We start from the raw sequence: 17,531 nt of genomic DNA, 5'->3' as shown, positions 1-17,531 counted from the left end.
AATCCTCCTCACTTTATTATTCGTGAGAAGGATGAAAAATTAGATTTTTTTCTCAATGGGGGCTACACTAGCTAAAAGTTTTTTCAAACCTACTTCTGGGAAATTGATTTTCAATTCCTGCGTAGCACCGCTACCTGAAACTTCCAGAACAGTTCCTTCGCCCCATTTCTTATGGAGAGCAATGTCACCAATGGACCAATTTGTCTCGCTAGAGGCTGATTTTGCGCCAGCTGAAAATTGACCAAATGGAAGACCGCTTGACTGGATAGTTTTTGGAGCCGCACCGCGTTTACGGTCTTGAAGGGCCTGGGCAAGACTCATACCTTGACCGAAGGCAACCCCACCACTGCTATAAGATGCCTTAAAGCTTGTATTGGCTGGACGGGCCAATCCTTGATACTCAAGCAAGTCTGAACTAATTTCGTTAATAAAACGAGTCGGACGGTTGTAGTTGGTACGACCGAAAAGTAGGCGCGAGTTGGCATTAGTCAGATAGAGAATTTTCTCTGCACGTGTGATACCTACATAGGCAAGACGACGCTCTTCTTCTAATTCATCTTGATCTTCAGCTGCACGGCTAAGCGGAAAGACATTTTCTTCCATCCCAATCAAAAAGACAACTGGAAACTCGAGACCTTTGGCAGCATGCAGGGTCATCAAGGTCACTTCGGATGTCTCCTGACTACCTGAATCTGTGTCCGCAATCAAGGCCAAGTCATTTAAGAAACGACTCAGTTTGTCCAAACCAGTTTCCTCTTCTAGCCCATCAGAGGTGTCATCAAAGTTTTTCGTAACAGAAAGGAACTCTTCGATGTTTTCTACCCGAGCCTTGCTTTCTAAGGTCGCTTGAGCATTAAGAATATCGACGTAACCTGTTTTTTCTAGAACCGCCTCAACCAACTCAGTAATACTTAATTGGTCCAACTGCTCCCGCAAATCCAGAACCATATTGGCAAAATCCCAGATAGATTGGGCCACCTTCCCCTTGATACCAGACAACATGATATTTGCTGAAGCATCTAGCATGGACATGTCTTGCATATTCGCAAAATCACGGATTTTCTCAACAGTACCTGGGCCAATTCCACGCTTCGGTTCGTTGATAATGCGCTCAAAACTAATATTGTCACTCAAATTAGCAATAAGGTTGAGGTAAGCGATAATGTCGCGGATTTCCTTACGGCTGTAGAACTTAGTTCCACCAACCATTGTATAAGGAATGTTTGACTTGAGCAGGGCTTCTTCAATAGTACGGGACTGGGCATTAGTACGATAGAGAACTGCAAAATCCTTGTGAAGGAAGTTTTGACTCCGACCAAGTTCATCGATAGTTCTGGCTATAAATACAGCCTCATCTAGCTCATCATTGGCACGATAGTAAACGATTTGTTCCCCATCAGCATTTTGAGTCCAGAGATTCTTGGGACGGCGATTTTTATTGTTTTTGATAACCTCATTAGCCGCTTGGAGAATGGTTTTAGTTGAGCGGTAATTCTCCTCCAACAAAACAACCTTGGCTTGGGGATAATCCTTTTCGAAGTCCAAGATATTCTGCATATCAGCACCACGCCAACCGTAGATAGACTGGTCCGCATCCCCAACCACACAGATGTTTTTAAAGCGCGAAGCCAAGAGTTTGACCAATTGGTACTGGGCATGGTTGGTATCTTGGTACTCATCAACATGGATGTACTGAAATTTCTGCTGGTAGTAAGTCAAAACATCAGGATTTTGATCAAAGAGACGCAAGGTCAGCATAATCAAATCATCAAAGTCAACCGACTCAGACTGACGAAGCTCTTTTTGATAAGCCGTGTAACACTGGGCCACGATTTGCGTATACATATCACCAGCTTGGGCAGCATAGGCAACATCATCAATCAAATCATTCTTAGCATTGGAAATAGTTCCCAAGATGCTCCGCTCATTCCATTTTTTGGGATCTAAATTCAACTGTTTGAGAATGCGTTTCATGAGCGTTCGCTGTTCACCAGGATCCACAATAGTAAAATTACGGTTATAGCCAATATGGTCTGCATCCCGACGCAAAATACGAACACACATGGAGTGGAAGGTCGCAATCAGACAGTCCTGAGTGGCTGGATTGAGACTATAAGCACGCTCTTTCATCTCACGCGCAGCCTTATTAGTAAAGGTAATGGCCAAGATGTTCCACGGATTGACCAGCTTTTCATCAATCAGATAAGCAATGCGGTGGGTCAAAACTCGGGTCTTTCCAGAACCAGCCCCCGCCATGATCAACAAGGGACCTTCTGTCGTTTGCACCGCCTCAGCCTGACGGTCATTCATTCCATTTAATAATGCGTTCATCTTCTCTTCCTTACTCTTGAAGTCAATATTTCTATTATATCAGAATTCAGGGAAAATATCTTTACCTAGACTGGTTACGTGTAGAAGGCAACTCCTTATATCTAGATAAAAAAATGAGCTTAGATTACAATTTCCAAACTCATTTATTACTCAATGAAAATCGAAGTGCAAACTAGGAAGCTAGCCGCAGGTTGCTCAAAGCACTGCTTTGAGGTTGTAGATAAGACTGACGAAGTCAGTCACATATATAATCCAAGGTGAAGCTGACGTGGTTTGAAGAGATTTTCGAAGAGTATAAAGTCAATTACAATATACTAGAACAAACCTAGAACAGTTCCATCGCTTTCAACATCCATGTTGAGAGCAGCTGGTCGTTTTGGTAGGCCTGGCATGGTCATGACATCACCAGTTAAGGCAACGATAAAGCCTGCACCTAATTTTGGCACCAATTCACGAATGGTAATTTCAAAGTTTTCAGGTGCTCCAAGGGCATTTGGATTGTCTGAGAAGCTATACTGGGTCTTAGCCATACAAATCGGCAATTTGTCCCAACCGTTTTGAACGATTTGAGCGATTTGTGTTTGAGCTTTCTTCTCAAAGTTCACTTTGCTACCACGGTAGATTTCAGTAACAATCTTTTCAATCTTTTCTTGAACAGAAAGGTCATTGTCATACAAACGTTTATAGTTGGCTGGGTTTTCAGCGATAGTCTTGACAACCGTTTCAGCAAGTGCTACACCACCTTCGGCACCATCAGCCCAGACACTTGCTAGTTCAACTGGCACATCAATAGAAGCACAGAGTTCTTTCAAGGCTGCGATTTCAGCTTCTGTATCAGAAACAAATTCGTTGATAGCTACTACTGCTACAATACCGAACTTACGGATATTTTCAACGTGGCGTTTCAAGTTGGCAAAACCTGCTCGAACCGCCTCCACATTTTCCTCTGTCAGAGCATCTTTAGCCACGCCACCATTCATCTTAAGGGCACGAAGGGTTGCAACAATAACTACTGCATCTGGAGATGTTGGCAAGTTTGGTGTCTTAATATCAAGGAATTTCTCAGCACCAAGGTCTGCACCAAAACCAGCTTCAGTAACCGTGTAATCAGCTAAGTGAAGAGCTGTTGTCGTTGCCAAAACAGAGTTACATCCGTGAGCGATATTGGCAAATGGACCACCGTGTACAAAGGCAGGTGTTCCGTAAATTGTCTGAACCAGATTCGGCTTAATAGCATCCTTCAAAATCAATGCCAAAGCACCTTCAACCTGTAAATCGCCAACAGAAACAGGTGTTCGGTCATAGCGATAACCGATAACAATATTAGCCAAACGGCGTTTCAAGTCCTCGATATCCGTTGCCAAACAAAGAATTGCCATGATCTCTGAAGCAACTGTAATGTCAAAGCCATCCTCACGTGGAATACCATTTAGAGGACCACCAAGTCCAACGGTCACATGACGAAGAGCTCGGTCGTTTAAGTCCACAACACGTTTCCAGAGGATACGACGTTGGTCAATTCCAAGCTCATTCCCTTGGTGCAAGTGATTGTCAATCAAGGCAGAAAGCGCATTGTTGGCAGTTGTAATAGCATGCATGTCCCCAGTAAAGTGGAGGTTGATGTCTTCCATTGGCAGAACTTGAGCGTAACCACCGCCTGCAGCACCACCCTTAATCCCCATTACTGGACCAAGGGATGGTTCGCGGATGGCAATCATAGTTTTCTTGCCAATCTTGTTCAAAGCATCAGCAAGACCAATGGTAATAGTTGATTTTCCTTCACCTGCTGGTGTTGGGTTGATGGCAGTAACCAAGATCAATTTCCCAACTGGATTGCTCTCAACTGCACGGATTTTATCAAAGCTGAGCTTAGCCTTATACTTTCCGTACAACTCCAAATCGTCGTAAGAAATACCAAGTTTCTCTACAACATCAACGATTGGCTTCAACTCAATACTTTGTGCGATTTCAATATCTGTTTTCATTCAAAACTCCTCTAACCTCTTATATGATAATTCATTATAACACAAAACAAGATTTTTAACATCCTTAAACTCTCTAAACGTTCGTAAATATCTCTATTTTTAAGAATTTTAGAGCCCTTTCTTAAATTTTATATGGCTTTATAGTTTGAAACTATAGTAAATCTTCGTTTTTACCAAAAATTTATCACTTTTATTTTACTTACCGTTTATTTTTGTGTACAATAGTGCTATGAAAATTTTAGTTACATCGGGCGGTACCAGTGAGGCTATCGATAGCGTCCGCTCTATCACTAACCATTCTACAGGTCGCTTGGGGAAAATCATCACTGAAACCCTGCTTGCTGCAGGACATGAAGTTTGTTTGATAACGACAAAACGAGCTGTGAAGCCAGTAGCCCATCCTAATCTAAGTATTCGAGAAATTAACAATACCAAGGATCTTCTTCTTGAAATGAAAGAACGTATTCAGGATTATCAGGTCTTGATTCACTCAATGGCCGTATCTGATTACACTCCTGTTTATATGGCAGGACTTGAGGAAGTTCAGGCTAGCTCCAATCTAGAAGAATTTTTAAGCAGGCAGAATCATCAAGCTAAGATTTCTTCAACTGATGAGGTTCAGGTTTTATTCCTGAAAAAAACACCCAAAATCATCTCTCTAGTCAAGAAATGGAAACCTGCTATTCATCTGATTGGTTTCAAACTGCTGGTTGATGTCTCTGAGGATTATCTCATCGAGATTGCCAGAAAAAGTCTTATCAAGAACCAAGCTGACTTAATCATTGCGAATGACCTGACTCAAATCTCACCAAACCAGCATCGTGCAATCTTTGTTGAAAAAGATCAGCTTCAAACAGTCCAGACTAAAGAAGAAATTGCAGAACTCCTCCTTGAAAAAATTCAAGCCTATCATTCATAGAAAGGAAAGCTATGGCAAACATTCTCTTGGCTGTAACGGGCTCAATCGCCTCTTACAAGTCGGCAGATTTAGTCAGTTCTCTAAAAAAACAAGGTCATCAAGTCACTGTCTTAATGACCCAGGCTGCTACAGAGTTTATCCAACCTTTGACACTACAGGTACTCTCACGGAATTCCGTCCACTTGGATGCCATGAAGGAACCCTATCCTGATCAAGTCAATCATATCGAACTTGGAAAAAAAGCAGATTTATTCATCGTAGCCCCTGCAACTGCTAACACTATTGCAAAACTAGCCCTTGGCTTTGCGGACAATATGGTGACCTGTACAGCTCTAGCCCTGCCAAGTCATATTCCCAAACTAATAGCTCCTGCTATGAATACAAAAATGTATGACCATCCAGCAACTCAGGCTAATCTAAAAACATTAGAAGCCTACGGGTATCAGCTGATTGCTCCTAAGGAATCCCTACTAGCTTGTGGAGACCACGGACGAGGAGCCTTAGCTGACCTCACAATTATTTTAGAAAGAATAAAGGAAACTCTCGATGAAAAAACGCTCTAATATTGCACCTATTGCTATCTTTTTTGCAACCATGCTCGTGATACACTTTCTGAGCTCGCTTGTCTTTAACCTTTTTCCATTTCCAATCAAACCGACCATTGTTCATATTCCTGTCATTATTGCCAGCATTATTTACGGTCCACGCGTTGGGGTTACACTTGGATTTTTGATGGGGCTACTTAGTTTGACGGTTAATACAATTACGATTCTGCCGACAAGCTACCTCTTCTCACCTTTTGTACCAAACGGAAACATCTACTCAGCTATCATAGCTATCGTCCCACGTATTTTGATTGGTTTAACTCCGTATCTAGTCTATAAACTGATGAAAAATAAAACTGGTTTGATTCTAGCTGGTGCCCTTGGTTCACTTACCAACACAGTCTTTGTCCTTGGTGGAATCTTCTTCCTATTTGGAAATGTTTTTGATGGAAATATCAAACTACTTCTGGCAACTGTTATCTCAACAAATTCTATTGCCGAATTAGTCATTTCCGCAGTTCTAACCCTAGCCATTGTTCCAAGACTACAGACTTTGAAAAAATAAAAACATCTCCACTTTCAAGCTTGAAGGTGGAGATTTTGCTCTATACAGTTTCTTTTTAGTGAAATCTTTACTAACTTTTAACTAAAAAACGACCTATAAACTCAAGTAAATCCTTGCTTTATTGTCTTGTTTATTGTACTATACTAGTGTATATACAGAAAAAAGGAGATTCTTATGAACACACGGAAAAAGACACAATTTATGACAATGACTGCTCTTTTAACGGCTATTGCGATTTTGATTCCAATTGTTATGCCTTTTAAGATTGTCATTCCGCCTGCTTCTTACACTTTGGGAAGCCACATCGCTATTTTTATCGCTATGTTCTTGTCGCCCTTGATGGCTGTTTTTGTCATCCTAGCCTCTAGTTTTGGATTTTTGATGGCTGGCTATCCCATGGTTATCGTATTTCGAGCTTTTTCTCATATCTTTTTTGGGACTTTGGGGGCTCTTTACCTACAAAAATTCCCCGATACCCTAGATAAACCAAAATCTTCTTGGATTTTTAACTTTGTTTTAGCACTTATCCATGCCCTTGCTGAAGTATTAGCTTGTGTCGTTTTTTATGCAACTTCCGGTACCAATGTAGAAAATATGTTTTATGTTCTATTTGTGCTAGTTGGATTTGGCACAATTATCCATAGTATGGTAGACTATACATTAGCACTAGCTGTCTATAAAGTGCTTCGAAAACGCCGTTAAAAGGAAGAACTATGACAAAAGATCGCAAACAAGCCCTACTTCAACTCTTGAAAGAAGCCCCTAAAGCCCTCAATGGCCAAAGTTTGGCGGAACATTTTCATGTCACACGTCAGGTCATTGTGCAGGACATTGCAATTTTGAGAGCCGATGGCGCTCCTATCCTATCCACTAATCGTGGCTACGTCTATAAGCAAATTGAAACCAATCCTTATGTTCACAAACTTTTCAAAGTGAAACATGAAGTTGAAGAAATCGGTCAAGAACTCCTTGCTATCGTAGATAATGGTGGACGTGTTCAAAACACCTTGATTGACCATCCCGTTTATGGAGAAATTGAAACCTTGCTGAAACTGTCTTGCCGCAGAGATGTACAACATTTTCTAGAACAAGTCGAGCATTCTGATTTTAGACCTTTATCTGAATTGACAGATGGCATCCATTACCACCTAGTCGAGGCCGAAACACAACAAGACCTCCACTATATCGAGGAGGCCTTGGATCAGCTCGGTTATTTAGTAAAAGACTAGAAAATTTTCTTTTCCCAATCGTCTTCTGTACGGCGAGGGTAGAAAAATTCAGATTTGTCAGGAGCTTCCATCATCTCCATCAAGGGTAACATATCATAGGCCAGATCCAAGTTTGGAATCTGGTCTTTTTGCACCCAAGAAACTTCTCCTTCATCTGAAGAGCGAAGGGTACCAGAGAACTCAGTTGTCTTATAACAAACGACAATATAGCGCCCACCTGTATCCAGTGGCCAATTTTTAATGCCGACAAGTTGAGGATTTTGGATAGTCAATCCTGTTTCTTCATAGATTTCACGAATAACAGACTCTGCGAAAGATTCGCAATTTTCTACATGGCCTCCTGGAAAGGCATAACCTGACCAGCGATTGGTTTCAGGAGCGCGATACTGCATCACCACGCGCTGAGTTTCGAGGTCTTCAATCAGACAAATGTTTGTTAAAATCGTTAATTGTGCTCGAGACATAAATTTACTCACTTTCTAATTTATTAAATTTTTAGACTTGGTACCAAAGATTCTAGCTTCTACTTTTTAAAATTATTTAGAATTGAATACCATTCGTTTTTCCTTTATAGGTTTTCCAAGTTCAAGTATTTTTTCTTGACCATCAAAAGTAAAACCCATTTTTTGATAGAAAGCAATGGCTCGCTTATTATCTTTCAATACCCATAAGAAAATTTCAGAAAAATTATCCAGAGCAGTCAAAGCTGCTTTCATTAACTTTTGTGCGATGCCTTTTCCATAATAGTCTTTTAAAACATATAAAGCAATAATTTCACCAGCTTGAATACTCTCATCACGAAAGTTGCCATAACTGATAAAACCAACTACCTTCAGACCATCCATCGCAATCAATGTATTTTCTGGAAACTTTTGACTAAAGAATCGACATCTTTCTAATGTCATTGTCTCCTGAAATTCTGCAGGCAAAAGGTCATCATAAGCCTCTCTCCACGTTTGCCAGTGAACGAAGGATTTACATTCTATCTCTTCAGGAGTTTCCATTGATTTGATAATAACCGTCATTTACTTTCTTCTCCTTAATCCAACAGTCTGACTTCCTTTGCTACTTTTTGTAGAAATTTTTGTCTTGTTGAACTTGTATTTACTTCACGGCCTAACTCTCCTAAGATTGAAACCCTCTTTGTTTTTATGCCACAGTGATTCAATACAGCATTCTTTAATACTGATATTCCATAACTGTCTGGAATGTTAACTGGACCTGAAAATACTTTGTACCACCAAGTTGGTGCCATAGATGTTGCATAGATACTAGCTGTTTTTCCTTTTAGTAACTTTTTAAACTGTTTACCTCTCAAGTAGTTCAAAATAAAGCTTCCTCGATTATTTGCAGAGTATGCAATGCTTGGCGTAAAAACACGATCAATCCACCCCTTCAATAGACTAGGCATACTACTCCACCAAATAGGATAAACAAAAATGAAATGATCTGCCCACTGGATTAGTTCTTGAGAGCGTAGAATAAACGGATCGTCCTCCATCCTTTGTCGATAACCATAACGTAAAACAGGATCAAACTCTTCCTCATTAAGATTAATCACTTCAAGTTCATGTCTCTTTGAGTCTATACTTTCTACAATCGTTTGAAAAATTGCTTGACAGTAGCTTTCTTTATCAGGATGTCCATTGATAACTAAAATATTCATAAAATTCCCCTAATCCAAGGCTTTGACTTCTAACATCATATCACGAATCTGAGATGCTAGTTCAAAGTCAAGCACTTCAACGGCTTCTTGCATTTGTTTTTCGAGTTTCTTAACAAGTTCTTTGCGCTCTTGTTTGTTTAGGCTATTGATATCGACTTCCTTGTCTTCTTCCTTAGCAACTGCCTTGGTCACAGCAATCAGGTCACGGATTTCTTTCTTGATTGTCTGAGGCACAATACCGTGTTCTTCATTATAGGCCATCTGGATTTTCCGACGACGGGCAGTTTCATCGATAGCACGTTGCATAGACTGAGTCACAGTGTCCGCATACATGATGACATGCCCTCCCCAAAAGCCATAACCAGAACAGCGATTGGTTTCAGGAGAGCGATACTGCATGACCACGCACTATGTTTCGAGAGCTTCAATCAGATAAATATTTGTTAAAATCGTTAATTGGGAACGGGACATAGTACTCACTTTCTATATTAAATGACTTTTTCATGGCTAATTTCAGACTTCATAATGAAAGGATTAATTCGTTCGTGGTAATAATTTACTTCATGAAGCAAATATCCTTTTTTAATGACAATTTCTTGTTCCTGAACTTCAAAATCAAGTGTTATTGGAATAGGGATTCGTGTCACAAAGGCAAAAATAACAAACACAAATATCCATATATATAAACTACAAATAGCACTACGAATTCCTTCAAAAAGACGGTATCGTTCCTTGAAACAATAACTAAGAATATGCACAATAGCCAAAATAATTGGTACAAATTGTCCTGTTTTAAATATCATGGGGATGAATTGTATTCCAAATATTCCAAAGAGAAGGTCTAGAATTACCAGATGTCTACAAAAACGAATAAAAAGAGTAATCACTAAAAGGAAAAGCCAACTATCCCAAAGAATGGGAGTAAACGATAAACCAAATATTGATAGGCAAAAATCGATAAGGACAAATCCTAGTAAAATCAGATAGACTATTCTAAATAAAGTTAAGTGTTTCAAGATGGATGACTCCTTTTCTTTTTATGTTTATACTTCAATAATCGATGGACTGTATGTTGTTTCAAATCCATTATTAATATCGAACTAAAATACTTAATGAAAAAGTTTTTAGTCATTATTAATTCCATAATCCTTCATTTTATGATTTTGAATTTTTAAAGTTGTCTTGCTACCAGAACGATAGCTTTTCCCACTTTTTCCGGCGTAATAATAAGAGATTTTATAAAATGCGTCTGCAAGGTCTGCGCTATCTATTCCATTTTCGATAAACTCTGTCAGACCACCTTCACCATTAAAATAATCCTTGTGTCCTTCTTCTAACACAATATCTTTATAGATAACATGACCTTTAATAATTCCTTTTGCCAGAAATTCATCAATAGGGAGATCATATAAACCTTGAAAAGGTTTCCCCTCCTTACGATTCTTATCTATGAGATCATAATATTCTGTAATATTCTCTGCTTTCTCATCGACACTCCAATAAGTATTTACATATTCTAGATTTGGATTCTCAAATTGCTTGAAAAAACTCTCTACTTTTTCTTTATATGAAATTGTTTCTGGTTTATGATTGAGAAGTTCATGTGCCATCCCTGAGAATTCTTGTAACATTGTTTTTGTAGTCCCATCATAAATCAATTCCCCCTCTGTTTTTTTAGGATTACTTTTTGAGGATTTTGGATGATAAATCAAAACATCACTCGCAGTAATACTTCTCCCGTTAATTTCTTCACTATATAAGTATTCAATTTTATAGTCTTGAGAAAGCCATTTATCTCTAGAAAAGTTTGTAACCTTCACATTACCTTTAAAGCCATACAAATCAAGAGTTCTTCTAGTAGCAATTTCTACTTCCTTTATATTTGCTTCGGGGAAAATATCATAAGTTGTTGTGAAGAATAAGAAAGCAATACGTAGAATAAAAAATAAAGGGACTATATTTACAACAAAAAATAGAAACAGTAACAGTTTTTTCATGACTACATTCTCCTTGTAAGCAATTCAATTATAAATTTTATTTAGTATGGGTATTCCTACCCAAGCGCCTTGACTTCCAGCATCATATCACGAATCTGAGCTGCTAGTTCAAAGTCAAGCACTTCAACTGCTTCTTGCATTTGTTTTTCAAGTTTCTTGACGAGTTCTTTGCGTTCTTGTTTGTTGAGGCTATTGATATCGACTTCCTTGTCTTCTTCCTTAGCAACTGCCTTGGTCACAGCAATCAGGTCACGGATTTCTTTCTTGATTGTCTGAGGCACAATACCGTGTTCTTCATTATAGGCCATCTGGATTTTGCGACGACGGGCAGTTTCATCGATGGCACGTTGCATAGACTGGGTCACAGTGTCCGCATACATGATGACATGACCTTCGCTGTTACGGGCAGCACGTCCAATGGTCTGGATGAGTCCACGCTCGTTTCGAAGGAAACCTTCTTTGTCAGCATCAAGAATGGCTACGAGACTCACTTCAGGAACGTCAATTCCTTCACGAAGGAGGTTGATTCCGACCAAGACATCAAAGACACCCAAGCGCAGGTCACGGATAATCTCTGTCCGCTCTAAAGTCTTGATATCCGAGTGCATGTACTTAACCTTGATACCCATTTCCTTGAAGTAGTCGGTCAAGTCTTCTGCCATTTTCTTGGTCAAGGTGGTAATAAAGGTTCGTTCATTCTTTTCAACACGGGCATTAATTTCACCTAAGAGGTCATCAATCTGTCCCATTGTCGGACGGACTTCTACCTCTGGATCTAAAAGCCCAGTCGGGCGAATAATTTGCTCAATCACTGTCTCGGTCTGTTCATTTTCATAGTCACCAGGTGTCGCTGAAACATAAACAATCTGATGCACATGGCTTTCAAACTCCTCACGACGGAGAGGACGATTGTCCAGAGCAGACGGCAAACGGAAACCGTAATTTACTAACATTTCCTTACGAGAACGGTCTCCATTGTACATGCCTTTGATTTGTCCCATGGTCATGTGGCTCTCATCAATCATGATCAAGAAATCATCTGGGAAAAAGTCTAGAAGCGTATAAGGAGGCTCACCTTCGCTACGACCATCCATGTGACGGGAATAGTTCTCAACCCCGTTGGTATAGCCCATCTCACGCAGCATTTCGATATCGTACTCTGTCCGTTGTTTCAAGCGCTGGGCTTCAAGCAATTTACCTTCTTTCTCAAAGACAGCTAACTGCTCTTCTAATTCTGCTTGAATCTTGGCAATGGCAACTTCCATATGGTCGTCATTGGTCACAAAGTGAGTAGCTGGGAAAATCGCCAAATGATCCACTTCTCCCAAGACCTGACCTGTCAGAGCCTCAACCTCACGGATACGGTCAATTTCATCTCCAAAAAATTCTACTCGAAAGGCGTGTTCATCACGGGAAGCTGGGAAAATCTCTACCACATCCCCACGAACGCGAAATCTTCCCCGTTGGAAATCAATATCATTACGTTCAAACTGGATATCAACCAAATCATTCAAGAGTTTATCACGAGAAATTTCAAGACCTGGACGCAGACTCACAACACTATCAGCGTATTCCTTGGGCGAACCCAAACCATAGATACAAGAGACTGAGGCCACCACAATAACATCATTACGCTCCAAAAGAGCCGAAGTCGCTGAGTGACGGAGCTTGTCAATCTCGTCGTTGACAGAACTATCCTTTTCAATATAGGTATCGCTAGAAGGGACATAGGCCTCAGGTTGGTAATAGTCATAGTAAGACACAAAATACTCAACTGCATTTTCAGGGAAAAATTCCTTAAATTCTCCATAGAGCTGGCCTGCTAGAGTTTTATTGTGGGCAATAACCAGAGTTGGTTTATTGACTTTGGAAATGACTTGACTCATGGTATAGGTCTTCCCTGTTCCAGTCGCCCCCATCAGAATCTGAGCTTTTTCTCCACCCTCGATATTATCAACCAACTGCTCGATAGCTTGTGGTTGATCTCCTGATGGTTGATATTTTGATACTAGTTTAAATTGATTATCTGTAATACGATTGATCATAAGAATCCTCTCTCGATATGCTATTCCTATTTTAGCATACTTGTTGCATTTTCACGAAGAAAAGGACAGACCGAAGTCACATCCTTTCATTTTCTTTCTTTAATTTATAGCCAAGATAGACAATCAGCAGTAGTAAGACCAGACTTGTCATGATAGAACCTTCAATCCCAAAAGATCCACCTGATAGCCAGCCTTGATTGCCTTGTGGTAAAAAGGTCATCAGCGATGTTCCTGACGGCTGACCACTAACTAAAATCCCAAATAGATTTCCCTGAGCAAAATTCCAGGCTCCATGAATACCTGCAACACCCCAAACTGTATCAGTTTTGAGAAGGTAAAGTGACATGGCAACTCCGAATAAAAAGAGATTTACTAGAGATAGTGGTGTTAGACCAGAATTGCCCATATGAAGCAGGCTAAAGAATAGGCTCGATATAAGAACAGCAAGTTTTAGATTGGTTCTTGAGGCCAATTGAGGAAGGAGCCAAGCACGGGCCACCACTTCTTCTGTTGTCCCCTGTAAAATCCAAAATGGGATAGTAAAGACAACAAAGGCAAGCGAATAAGGATTCAAGTGAATAGACTCCAAACGATATTGCCCTAATGCTACTAAACCTAACAAGGTCAGAAGAAAAAGTGCCAGACCTAAACCAAATCCCTTAAGAAGATTACTGAGGAAATTTTCTTTATAAAATCCTAAAGTTCGAATAGGTCTTTTCTCAACTTTTCTAGTCCATCTGAACACAGTGTTGAGAACGAAACCAAAGGCCAGCAATTCTAAAATTAAACGAAAGTCACTTGTTTTATCCATCAAGCTCTGTTGCAATGTCTGCAAATAGGTTGCAAGATTTTGACCAGCCTCTCCAAAATTTCTAGCAAGTCCGATGAGAGCTAACAAACTAATACCATACAGAGTATAAGCCACAAACTCTCCTATGAAGACAAAAGCAAAGGCTAACAAGGGGCTTGTGTAAAGGTTTAACCGCATTTGAGAAGCTTGGAAGTCTTTAAATATTCTTTTATCCTTCATATCCCTGTCCTCTTTTCTTCTATATATACTCTTATTATAGCACTTTTTAATAGCAACTCAAGAAAGAAAAGGAAAAACCAATGTTATATTTTCTGACACAAAAATATAAAAATTTGCCTTTTTTTACTTTTTCTGATATAATGGGAAAATATTCGGAAAAGGAGACTAAAAATGAAGAAAAAATTTCTAGCATTTTTGCTAATTTTATTCCCAATTTTCTCATTAGGTATTGCTAAGGCAGAAACAATTAAGATTGTGTCTGATACTGCCTATGCACCTTTTGAGTTTAAAGATTCAGATCAAACTTATAAAGGAATTGATGTTGACATTATTAACAAAGTCGCTGAGATTAAAGGATGGAACATTCAGATGTCTTATCCTGGATTTGACGCAGCGGTCAATGCGGTTCAAGCTGGTCAAGCTGACGCTATCATGGCAGGGATGACAAAGACTAAAGAACGTGAAAAAGTCTTCACCATGTCTGATACTTACTATGATACAAAAGTTGTCATTGCAACTACAAAGGCACACAAGATTAGTCAGTACGACCAATTAAGAGGTAAAACTGTTGGTGTTAAAAACGGAACAGCCGCTCAACGTTTCCTTGAAAGTATCAAGGACAAATATGGCTTTAGTATTAAAACATTTGACACTGGTGATTTGATGAACAACAGCTTGAGTGCTGGTGCCATCGATGCCATGATGGATGATAAACCTGTTATCGAGTATGCCATTAACCAAGGTCAAGACCTCCATATCGAAATGGATGGGGAAGCTGTAGGGAGTTTTGCTTTCGGTGTTAAAAAAGGAAGCAAATACGAGCACCTAGTTACTGAATTTAACCAAGCCTTGGCTGAAATGAAAAAAGATGGTAGTCTTGATAAAATCATCAAGAAATGGACTGCTTCATCATCTTCAGCAGTTCCAACTACAACTACTCTAGCGGGCTTAAAAGCCATTCCTGTTAAAGCTAAATACATCATTGCCAGCGATTCTTCTTTTGCACCTTTTGTTTTCCAAAATTCAAGCAACCAATACACTGGTATTGATATGGAATTGATTAAGGCAATCGCTAAAGACCAAGGTTTTGAAATTGAAATCATCAACCCTGGTTTCGATGCCGCTATTAACGCTGTCCAAGCTGGTCAAGCAGATGGTATCATTGCTGGTATGTCTGTCACAGATGCTCGTAAGGCGACTTTTGATTTCTCAGATTCATACTACACTGCAAACACAATCCTCGGCGTCAAAGAATCAAGTACCATTGCTTCTTATGAAGATTTGAAAGGGAAGACGGTTGGTGTTAAAAACGGAACTGCTTCTCAAACCTTCCTAACAGAAAATCAAAGCAAATACGGTTACAAAATCAAAACCTTCGCTGATGGTTCGTCAATGTATGACAGTTTAAACACTGGTGCCATTGATGCTGTTATGGATGATGAACCTGTTCTCAAATATTCTATCAGCCAAGGACAAAAATTGAAAACACCAATCGCTGGAACTCCAATCGGTGAAACAGCCTTTGCTGTTAAAAAAGGAGCAAATCCAGAGTTAATTGAAATGTTCAACAACGGACTTGCAAACCTTAAAGCAAACGGAGAATTCCAAAAGATTCTTGATAAATACCTAGCTAGTGAGTCATCAACTGCTTCAACAAGCACTGTTGATGAAACAACAATCTGGGGCTTGCTTCAAAATAACTACAAACAACTCCTTAGCGGTCTTGGTATCACTCTTGCTCTAGCTCTTATCTCATTTTCTATTGCCATTGTTATCGGAATTATCTTTGGTATGTTTAGCGTTAGCCCATACAAATCTCTTCGTGTAATTTCTGAGATTTTCGTTGACGTTATCCGTGGTATTCCATTGATGATTCTTGCAGCCTTCATCTTCTGGGGAATTCCAAACTTCATCGAGTCTATCACAGGCCAACAAAGTCCAATTAACGATTTCGTAGCTGGTACTATTGCCCTATCCCTCAATGCAGCGGCTTATATCGCTGAAATTGTTCGTGGTGGTATTCAAGCCGTTCCTGTTGGTCAAATGGAAGCCAGCCGAAGCTTGGGTATCTCTTATGGCAAAACCATGCGTAAGATTATCCTGCCACAAGCAACTAAATTGATGTTGCCAAACTTTGTTAACCAATTCGTTATCGCTCTTAAAGATACAACAATCGTATCTGCTATCGGTTTGGTTGAACTCTTCCAAACTGGTAAGATTATCATTGCCCGTAACTACCAAAGTTTCAAGATGTATGCAATCCTTGCTATCTTCTATCTTGTAATTATCACACTTTTGACTAAACTAGCGAAACGCTTAGAAAAGAGGATTCGTTAATGGCAAAATTAAAAATTGATGTAAATGATTTACACAAAAGCTACGGAAAAAATGAAGTTTTAAAAGGAATTACGACTAAGTTCTATGAAGGAGATGTTGTTTGTATCATCGGTCCTTCAGGTTCTGGTAAGTCAACCTTCCTCCGTAGCCTCAACCTTCTAGAAGAAGTTACGAGCGGTCACATTACTGTGAACGGTTATGACTTAACTGAAAAAACAACTAACGTTGACCACGTCCGTGAAAATATCGGAATGGTTTTCCAACACTTCAACCTCTTCCCACACATGTCTGTATTGGACAACATTACTTTTGCTCCAATTGAGCACAAGTTGATGACTAAGGAAGAAGCTGAGAAATTGGGAATGGAGTTGCTTGAAAAGGTTGGGCTAGCAGATAAAGCTAATGCTAATCCAGATAGCCTATCAGGTGGTCAAAAACAACGTGTGGCTATCGCTCGTGGACTAGCAATGAATCCTGATATCATGCTCTTTGATGAACCAACTTCTGCCCTTGACCCTGAGATGGTTGGAGACGTACTAAACGTTATGAAGGAATTGGCTGAGCAAGGTATGACCATGATTATCGTAACCCATGAGATGGGATTTGCCCGTCAGGTTGCCAACCGCGTTATCTTTACTGCAGATGGTGAATTCCTTGAAGACGGAACACCTGATCAGATCTTTGATAACCCACAACACCCACGTCTGAAAGATTTCTTGGACAAGGTCTTAAACGTCTAAACGCAAACTGTAAGGATTTCCTTGCAGTTTTTTTCTATCTCGTATTGGATTTTTTGATTTTTCGGAAAATTATGTTAGAATTAAATTTATGAAATGAGATTTCCTCATACCTAGCAAGACTAGGAATAAAAATAGAAATTAG

16 protein-coding genes and 1 pseudogene are annotated in these 17,531 nt (G+C 39.7%); 7 read left to right on the top strand and 10 right to left on the bottom strand.

Annotated elements, in window-relative coordinates:
* Positions 1–39: 39 nt before the first annotated feature.
* Together pcrA and B7700_RS03190 are read right to left on the bottom strand one after the other, a co-directional pair.
* A complete protein-coding gene (gene pcrA, locus B7700_RS03195) occupies positions 40–2,331 on the bottom strand; it encodes a DNA helicase PcrA (protein WP_084887091.1) in 2,292 nt (763 codons plus the stop codon).
* Between the two features lie 314 nt (positions 2,332–2,645).
* Positions 2,646–4,316 carry a formate--tetrahydrofolate ligase gene (locus B7700_RS03190; RefSeq protein WP_084887089.1) on the bottom strand — a complete coding sequence of 557 codons (1,671 nt, stop codon included), beginning with the start codon at positions 4,314–4,316 and terminating at the stop codon, positions 2,646–2,648.
* 229 nt (positions 4,317–4,545) lie between these two features.
* Here B7700_RS03190 and coaB point away from each other — a divergent pair, with 229 nt between their 5' ends.
* The 5 genes from coaB to B7700_RS03165 all read left to right on the top strand — a co-directional run bounded on the left by coaB (position 4,546) and on the right by B7700_RS03165 (position 7,574).
* The gene (gene coaB, locus B7700_RS03185) at positions 4,546–5,235 is read left to right on the top strand and encodes a phosphopantothenate--cysteine ligase (protein ID WP_084887087.1); all 690 of its coding nucleotides are present in this window, start codon (positions 4,546–4,548) and stop codon (positions 5,233–5,235) included.
* Positions 5,236–5,246: 11 nt separating this feature from the next.
* Positions 5,247–5,798 (top strand): phosphopantothenoylcysteine decarboxylase, encoded by a 552-nt coding sequence (gene coaC / locus B7700_RS03180; RefSeq protein ID WP_001284133.1) that lies wholly within the window; start codon positions 5,247–5,249, stop codon positions 5,796–5,798.
* Positions 5,782–6,345: an ECF transporter S component gene (locus B7700_RS03175; protein ID WP_049509370.1), complete on the top strand. Its 564-nt coding sequence runs from the start codon at positions 5,782–5,784 to the stop codon at positions 6,343–6,345. The genes coaC and B7700_RS03175 overlap by 17 nt, the downstream gene beginning before the upstream one ends.
* Positions 6,346–6,519: 174 nt before the next feature.
* The gene (locus B7700_RS03170) at positions 6,520–7,047 is read left to right on the top strand and encodes an ECF transporter S component (RefSeq protein ID WP_001097396.1); all 528 of its coding nucleotides are present in this window, start codon (positions 6,520–6,522) and stop codon (positions 7,045–7,047) included.
* Positions 7,048–7,058: 11 nt separating this feature from the next.
* The gene (locus B7700_RS03165) at positions 7,059–7,574 is read left to right on the top strand and encodes a transcription repressor NadR (RefSeq protein ID WP_049509367.1); all 516 of its coding nucleotides are present in this window, start codon (positions 7,059–7,061) and stop codon (positions 7,572–7,574) included.
* On the opposite strand, the gene B7700_RS03160 is transcribed toward B7700_RS03165, so the two are convergent.
* From B7700_RS03160 to B7700_RS03125, 8 genes and pseudogenes are all read right to left on the bottom strand, one after another.
* A complete protein-coding gene (locus tag B7700_RS03160) occupies positions 7,571–8,038 on the bottom strand; it encodes an 8-oxo-dGTP diphosphatase (RefSeq protein WP_084887085.1) in 468 nt (155 codons plus the stop codon). The two genes, B7700_RS03165 and B7700_RS03160, sit on opposite strands and share 4 nt — an antisense overlap.
* Positions 8,039–8,110: 72 nt before the next feature.
* Positions 8,111–8,599, bottom strand: a complete 489-nt coding sequence (locus B7700_RS03155) for a GNAT family N-acetyltransferase (protein WP_084887083.1) — start codon at positions 8,597–8,599, stop codon at positions 8,111–8,113.
* A gap of 14 nt (positions 8,600–8,613) precedes the next feature.
* On the bottom strand, positions 8,614–9,240 hold the full coding sequence (locus tag B7700_RS03150) for an NAD(P)H-dependent oxidoreductase (RefSeq protein ID WP_084887081.1): 627 nt from the start codon (positions 9,238–9,240) through the stop codon (positions 8,614–8,616).
* Between the two features lie 9 nt (positions 9,241–9,249).
* Positions 9,250–9,585 (bottom strand): annotated as a pseudogene (locus B7700_RS03145) (UvrB/UvrC motif-containing protein); the annotation flags it as partial.
* A gap of 143 nt (positions 9,586–9,728) precedes the next feature.
* Positions 9,729–10,256, bottom strand: a complete 528-nt coding sequence (locus tag B7700_RS03140) for a hypothetical protein (RefSeq protein ID WP_084887079.1) — start codon at positions 10,254–10,256, stop codon at positions 9,729–9,731.
* 108 nt (positions 10,257–10,364) lie between these two features.
* Complete coding sequence (locus B7700_RS03135) at positions 10,365–11,237, bottom strand: hypothetical protein (protein ID WP_084887077.1); 873 nt, start codon at positions 11,235–11,237, stop codon at positions 10,365–10,367.
* Between the two features lie 56 nt (positions 11,238–11,293).
* Complete coding sequence (gene uvrB, locus B7700_RS03130) at positions 11,294–13,282, bottom strand: excinuclease ABC subunit UvrB (RefSeq protein WP_049491718.1); 1,989 nt, start codon at positions 13,280–13,282, stop codon at positions 11,294–11,296.
* Positions 13,283–13,358: 76 nt separating this feature from the next.
* A complete protein-coding gene (locus B7700_RS03125; protein ID WP_084887075.1) occupies positions 13,359–14,312 on the bottom strand; it encodes a CPBP family intramembrane glutamic endopeptidase in 954 nt (317 codons plus the stop codon).
* Positions 14,313–14,483: 171 nt separating this feature from the next.
* Between B7700_RS03125 and B7700_RS03120 the strand changes: the two genes are divergently transcribed.
* Together B7700_RS03120 and B7700_RS03115 are read left to right on the top strand one after the other, a co-directional pair.
* Positions 14,484–16,649 carry an ABC transporter substrate-binding protein/permease gene (locus tag B7700_RS03120; protein ID WP_084887073.1) on the top strand — a complete coding sequence of 722 codons (2,166 nt, stop codon included), beginning with the start codon at positions 14,484–14,486 and terminating at the stop codon, positions 16,647–16,649.
* Positions 16,649–17,389: an amino acid ABC transporter ATP-binding protein gene (locus tag B7700_RS03115; protein ID WP_084887071.1), complete on the top strand. Its 741-nt coding sequence runs from the start codon at positions 16,649–16,651 to the stop codon at positions 17,387–17,389. Before B7700_RS03120 ends, B7700_RS03115 begins: the two co-directional genes overlap by 1 nt.
* The last annotated feature ends 142 nt before the right edge of the window (positions 17,390–17,531 follow it).

Source organism: Streptococcus mitis, assembly GCF_002096755.1.
In the GTDB taxonomy this organism is placed as follows: domain Bacteria; phylum Bacillota; class Bacilli; order Lactobacillales; family Streptococcaceae; genus Streptococcus; species Streptococcus mitis_AC.
Note: the sequence above shows the minus strand (reverse complement) of the source record. Positions and strands in the feature narration are given on the sequence as shown.

Bases quoted from the DNA above. Each gene is read 5' to 3' on its own strand.
- pcrA (WP_084887091.1), bottom strand. From the start codon at position 2,331: ATGAACGCATTATTAAATGGAATGAATGACCGTCAGGCTGAGGCGGTG.
- B7700_RS03190 (WP_084887089.1), bottom strand. From the start codon at position 4,316: ATGAAAACAGATATTGAAATCGCACAAAGTATTGAGTTGAAGCCAATC.
- coaB (WP_084887087.1), top strand. From the start codon at position 4,546: ATGAAAATTTTAGTTACATCGGGCGGTACCAGTGAGGCTATCGATAGC.
- coaC (WP_001284133.1), top strand. From the start codon at position 5,247: ATGGCAAACATTCTCTTGGCTGTAACGGGCTCAATCGCCTCTTACAAG.
- B7700_RS03175 (WP_049509370.1), top strand. From the start codon at position 5,782: ATGAAAAAACGCTCTAATATTGCACCTATTGCTATCTTTTTTGCAACC.
- B7700_RS03170 (WP_001097396.1), top strand. From the start codon at position 6,520: ATGAACACACGGAAAAAGACACAATTTATGACAATGACTGCTCTTTTA.
- B7700_RS03165 (WP_049509367.1), top strand. From the start codon at position 7,059: ATGACAAAAGATCGCAAACAAGCCCTACTTCAACTCTTGAAAGAAGCC.
- B7700_RS03160 (WP_084887085.1), bottom strand. From the start codon at position 8,038: ATGTCTCGAGCACAATTAACGATTTTAACAAACATTTGTCTGATTGAA.
- B7700_RS03155 (WP_084887083.1), bottom strand. From the start codon at position 8,599: ATGACGGTTATTATCAAATCAATGGAAACTCCTGAAGAGATAGAATGT.
- B7700_RS03150 (WP_084887081.1), bottom strand. From the start codon at position 9,240: ATGAATATTTTAGTTATCAATGGACATCCTGATAAAGAAAGCTACTGT.
- B7700_RS03135 (WP_084887077.1), bottom strand. From the start codon at position 11,237: ATGAAAAAACTGTTACTGTTTCTATTTTTTGTTGTAAATATAGTCCCT.
- uvrB (WP_049491718.1), bottom strand. From the start codon at position 13,282: ATGATCAATCGTATTACAGATAATCAATTTAAACTAGTATCAAAATAT.
- B7700_RS03125 (WP_084887075.1), bottom strand. From the start codon at position 14,312: ATGAAGGATAAAAGAATATTTAAAGACTTCCAAGCTTCTCAAATGCGG.
- B7700_RS03120 (WP_084887073.1), top strand. From the start codon at position 14,484: ATGAAGAAAAAATTTCTAGCATTTTTGCTAATTTTATTCCCAATTTTC.
- B7700_RS03115 (WP_084887071.1), top strand. From the start codon at position 16,649: ATGGCAAAATTAAAAATTGATGTAAATGATTTACACAAAAGCTACGGA.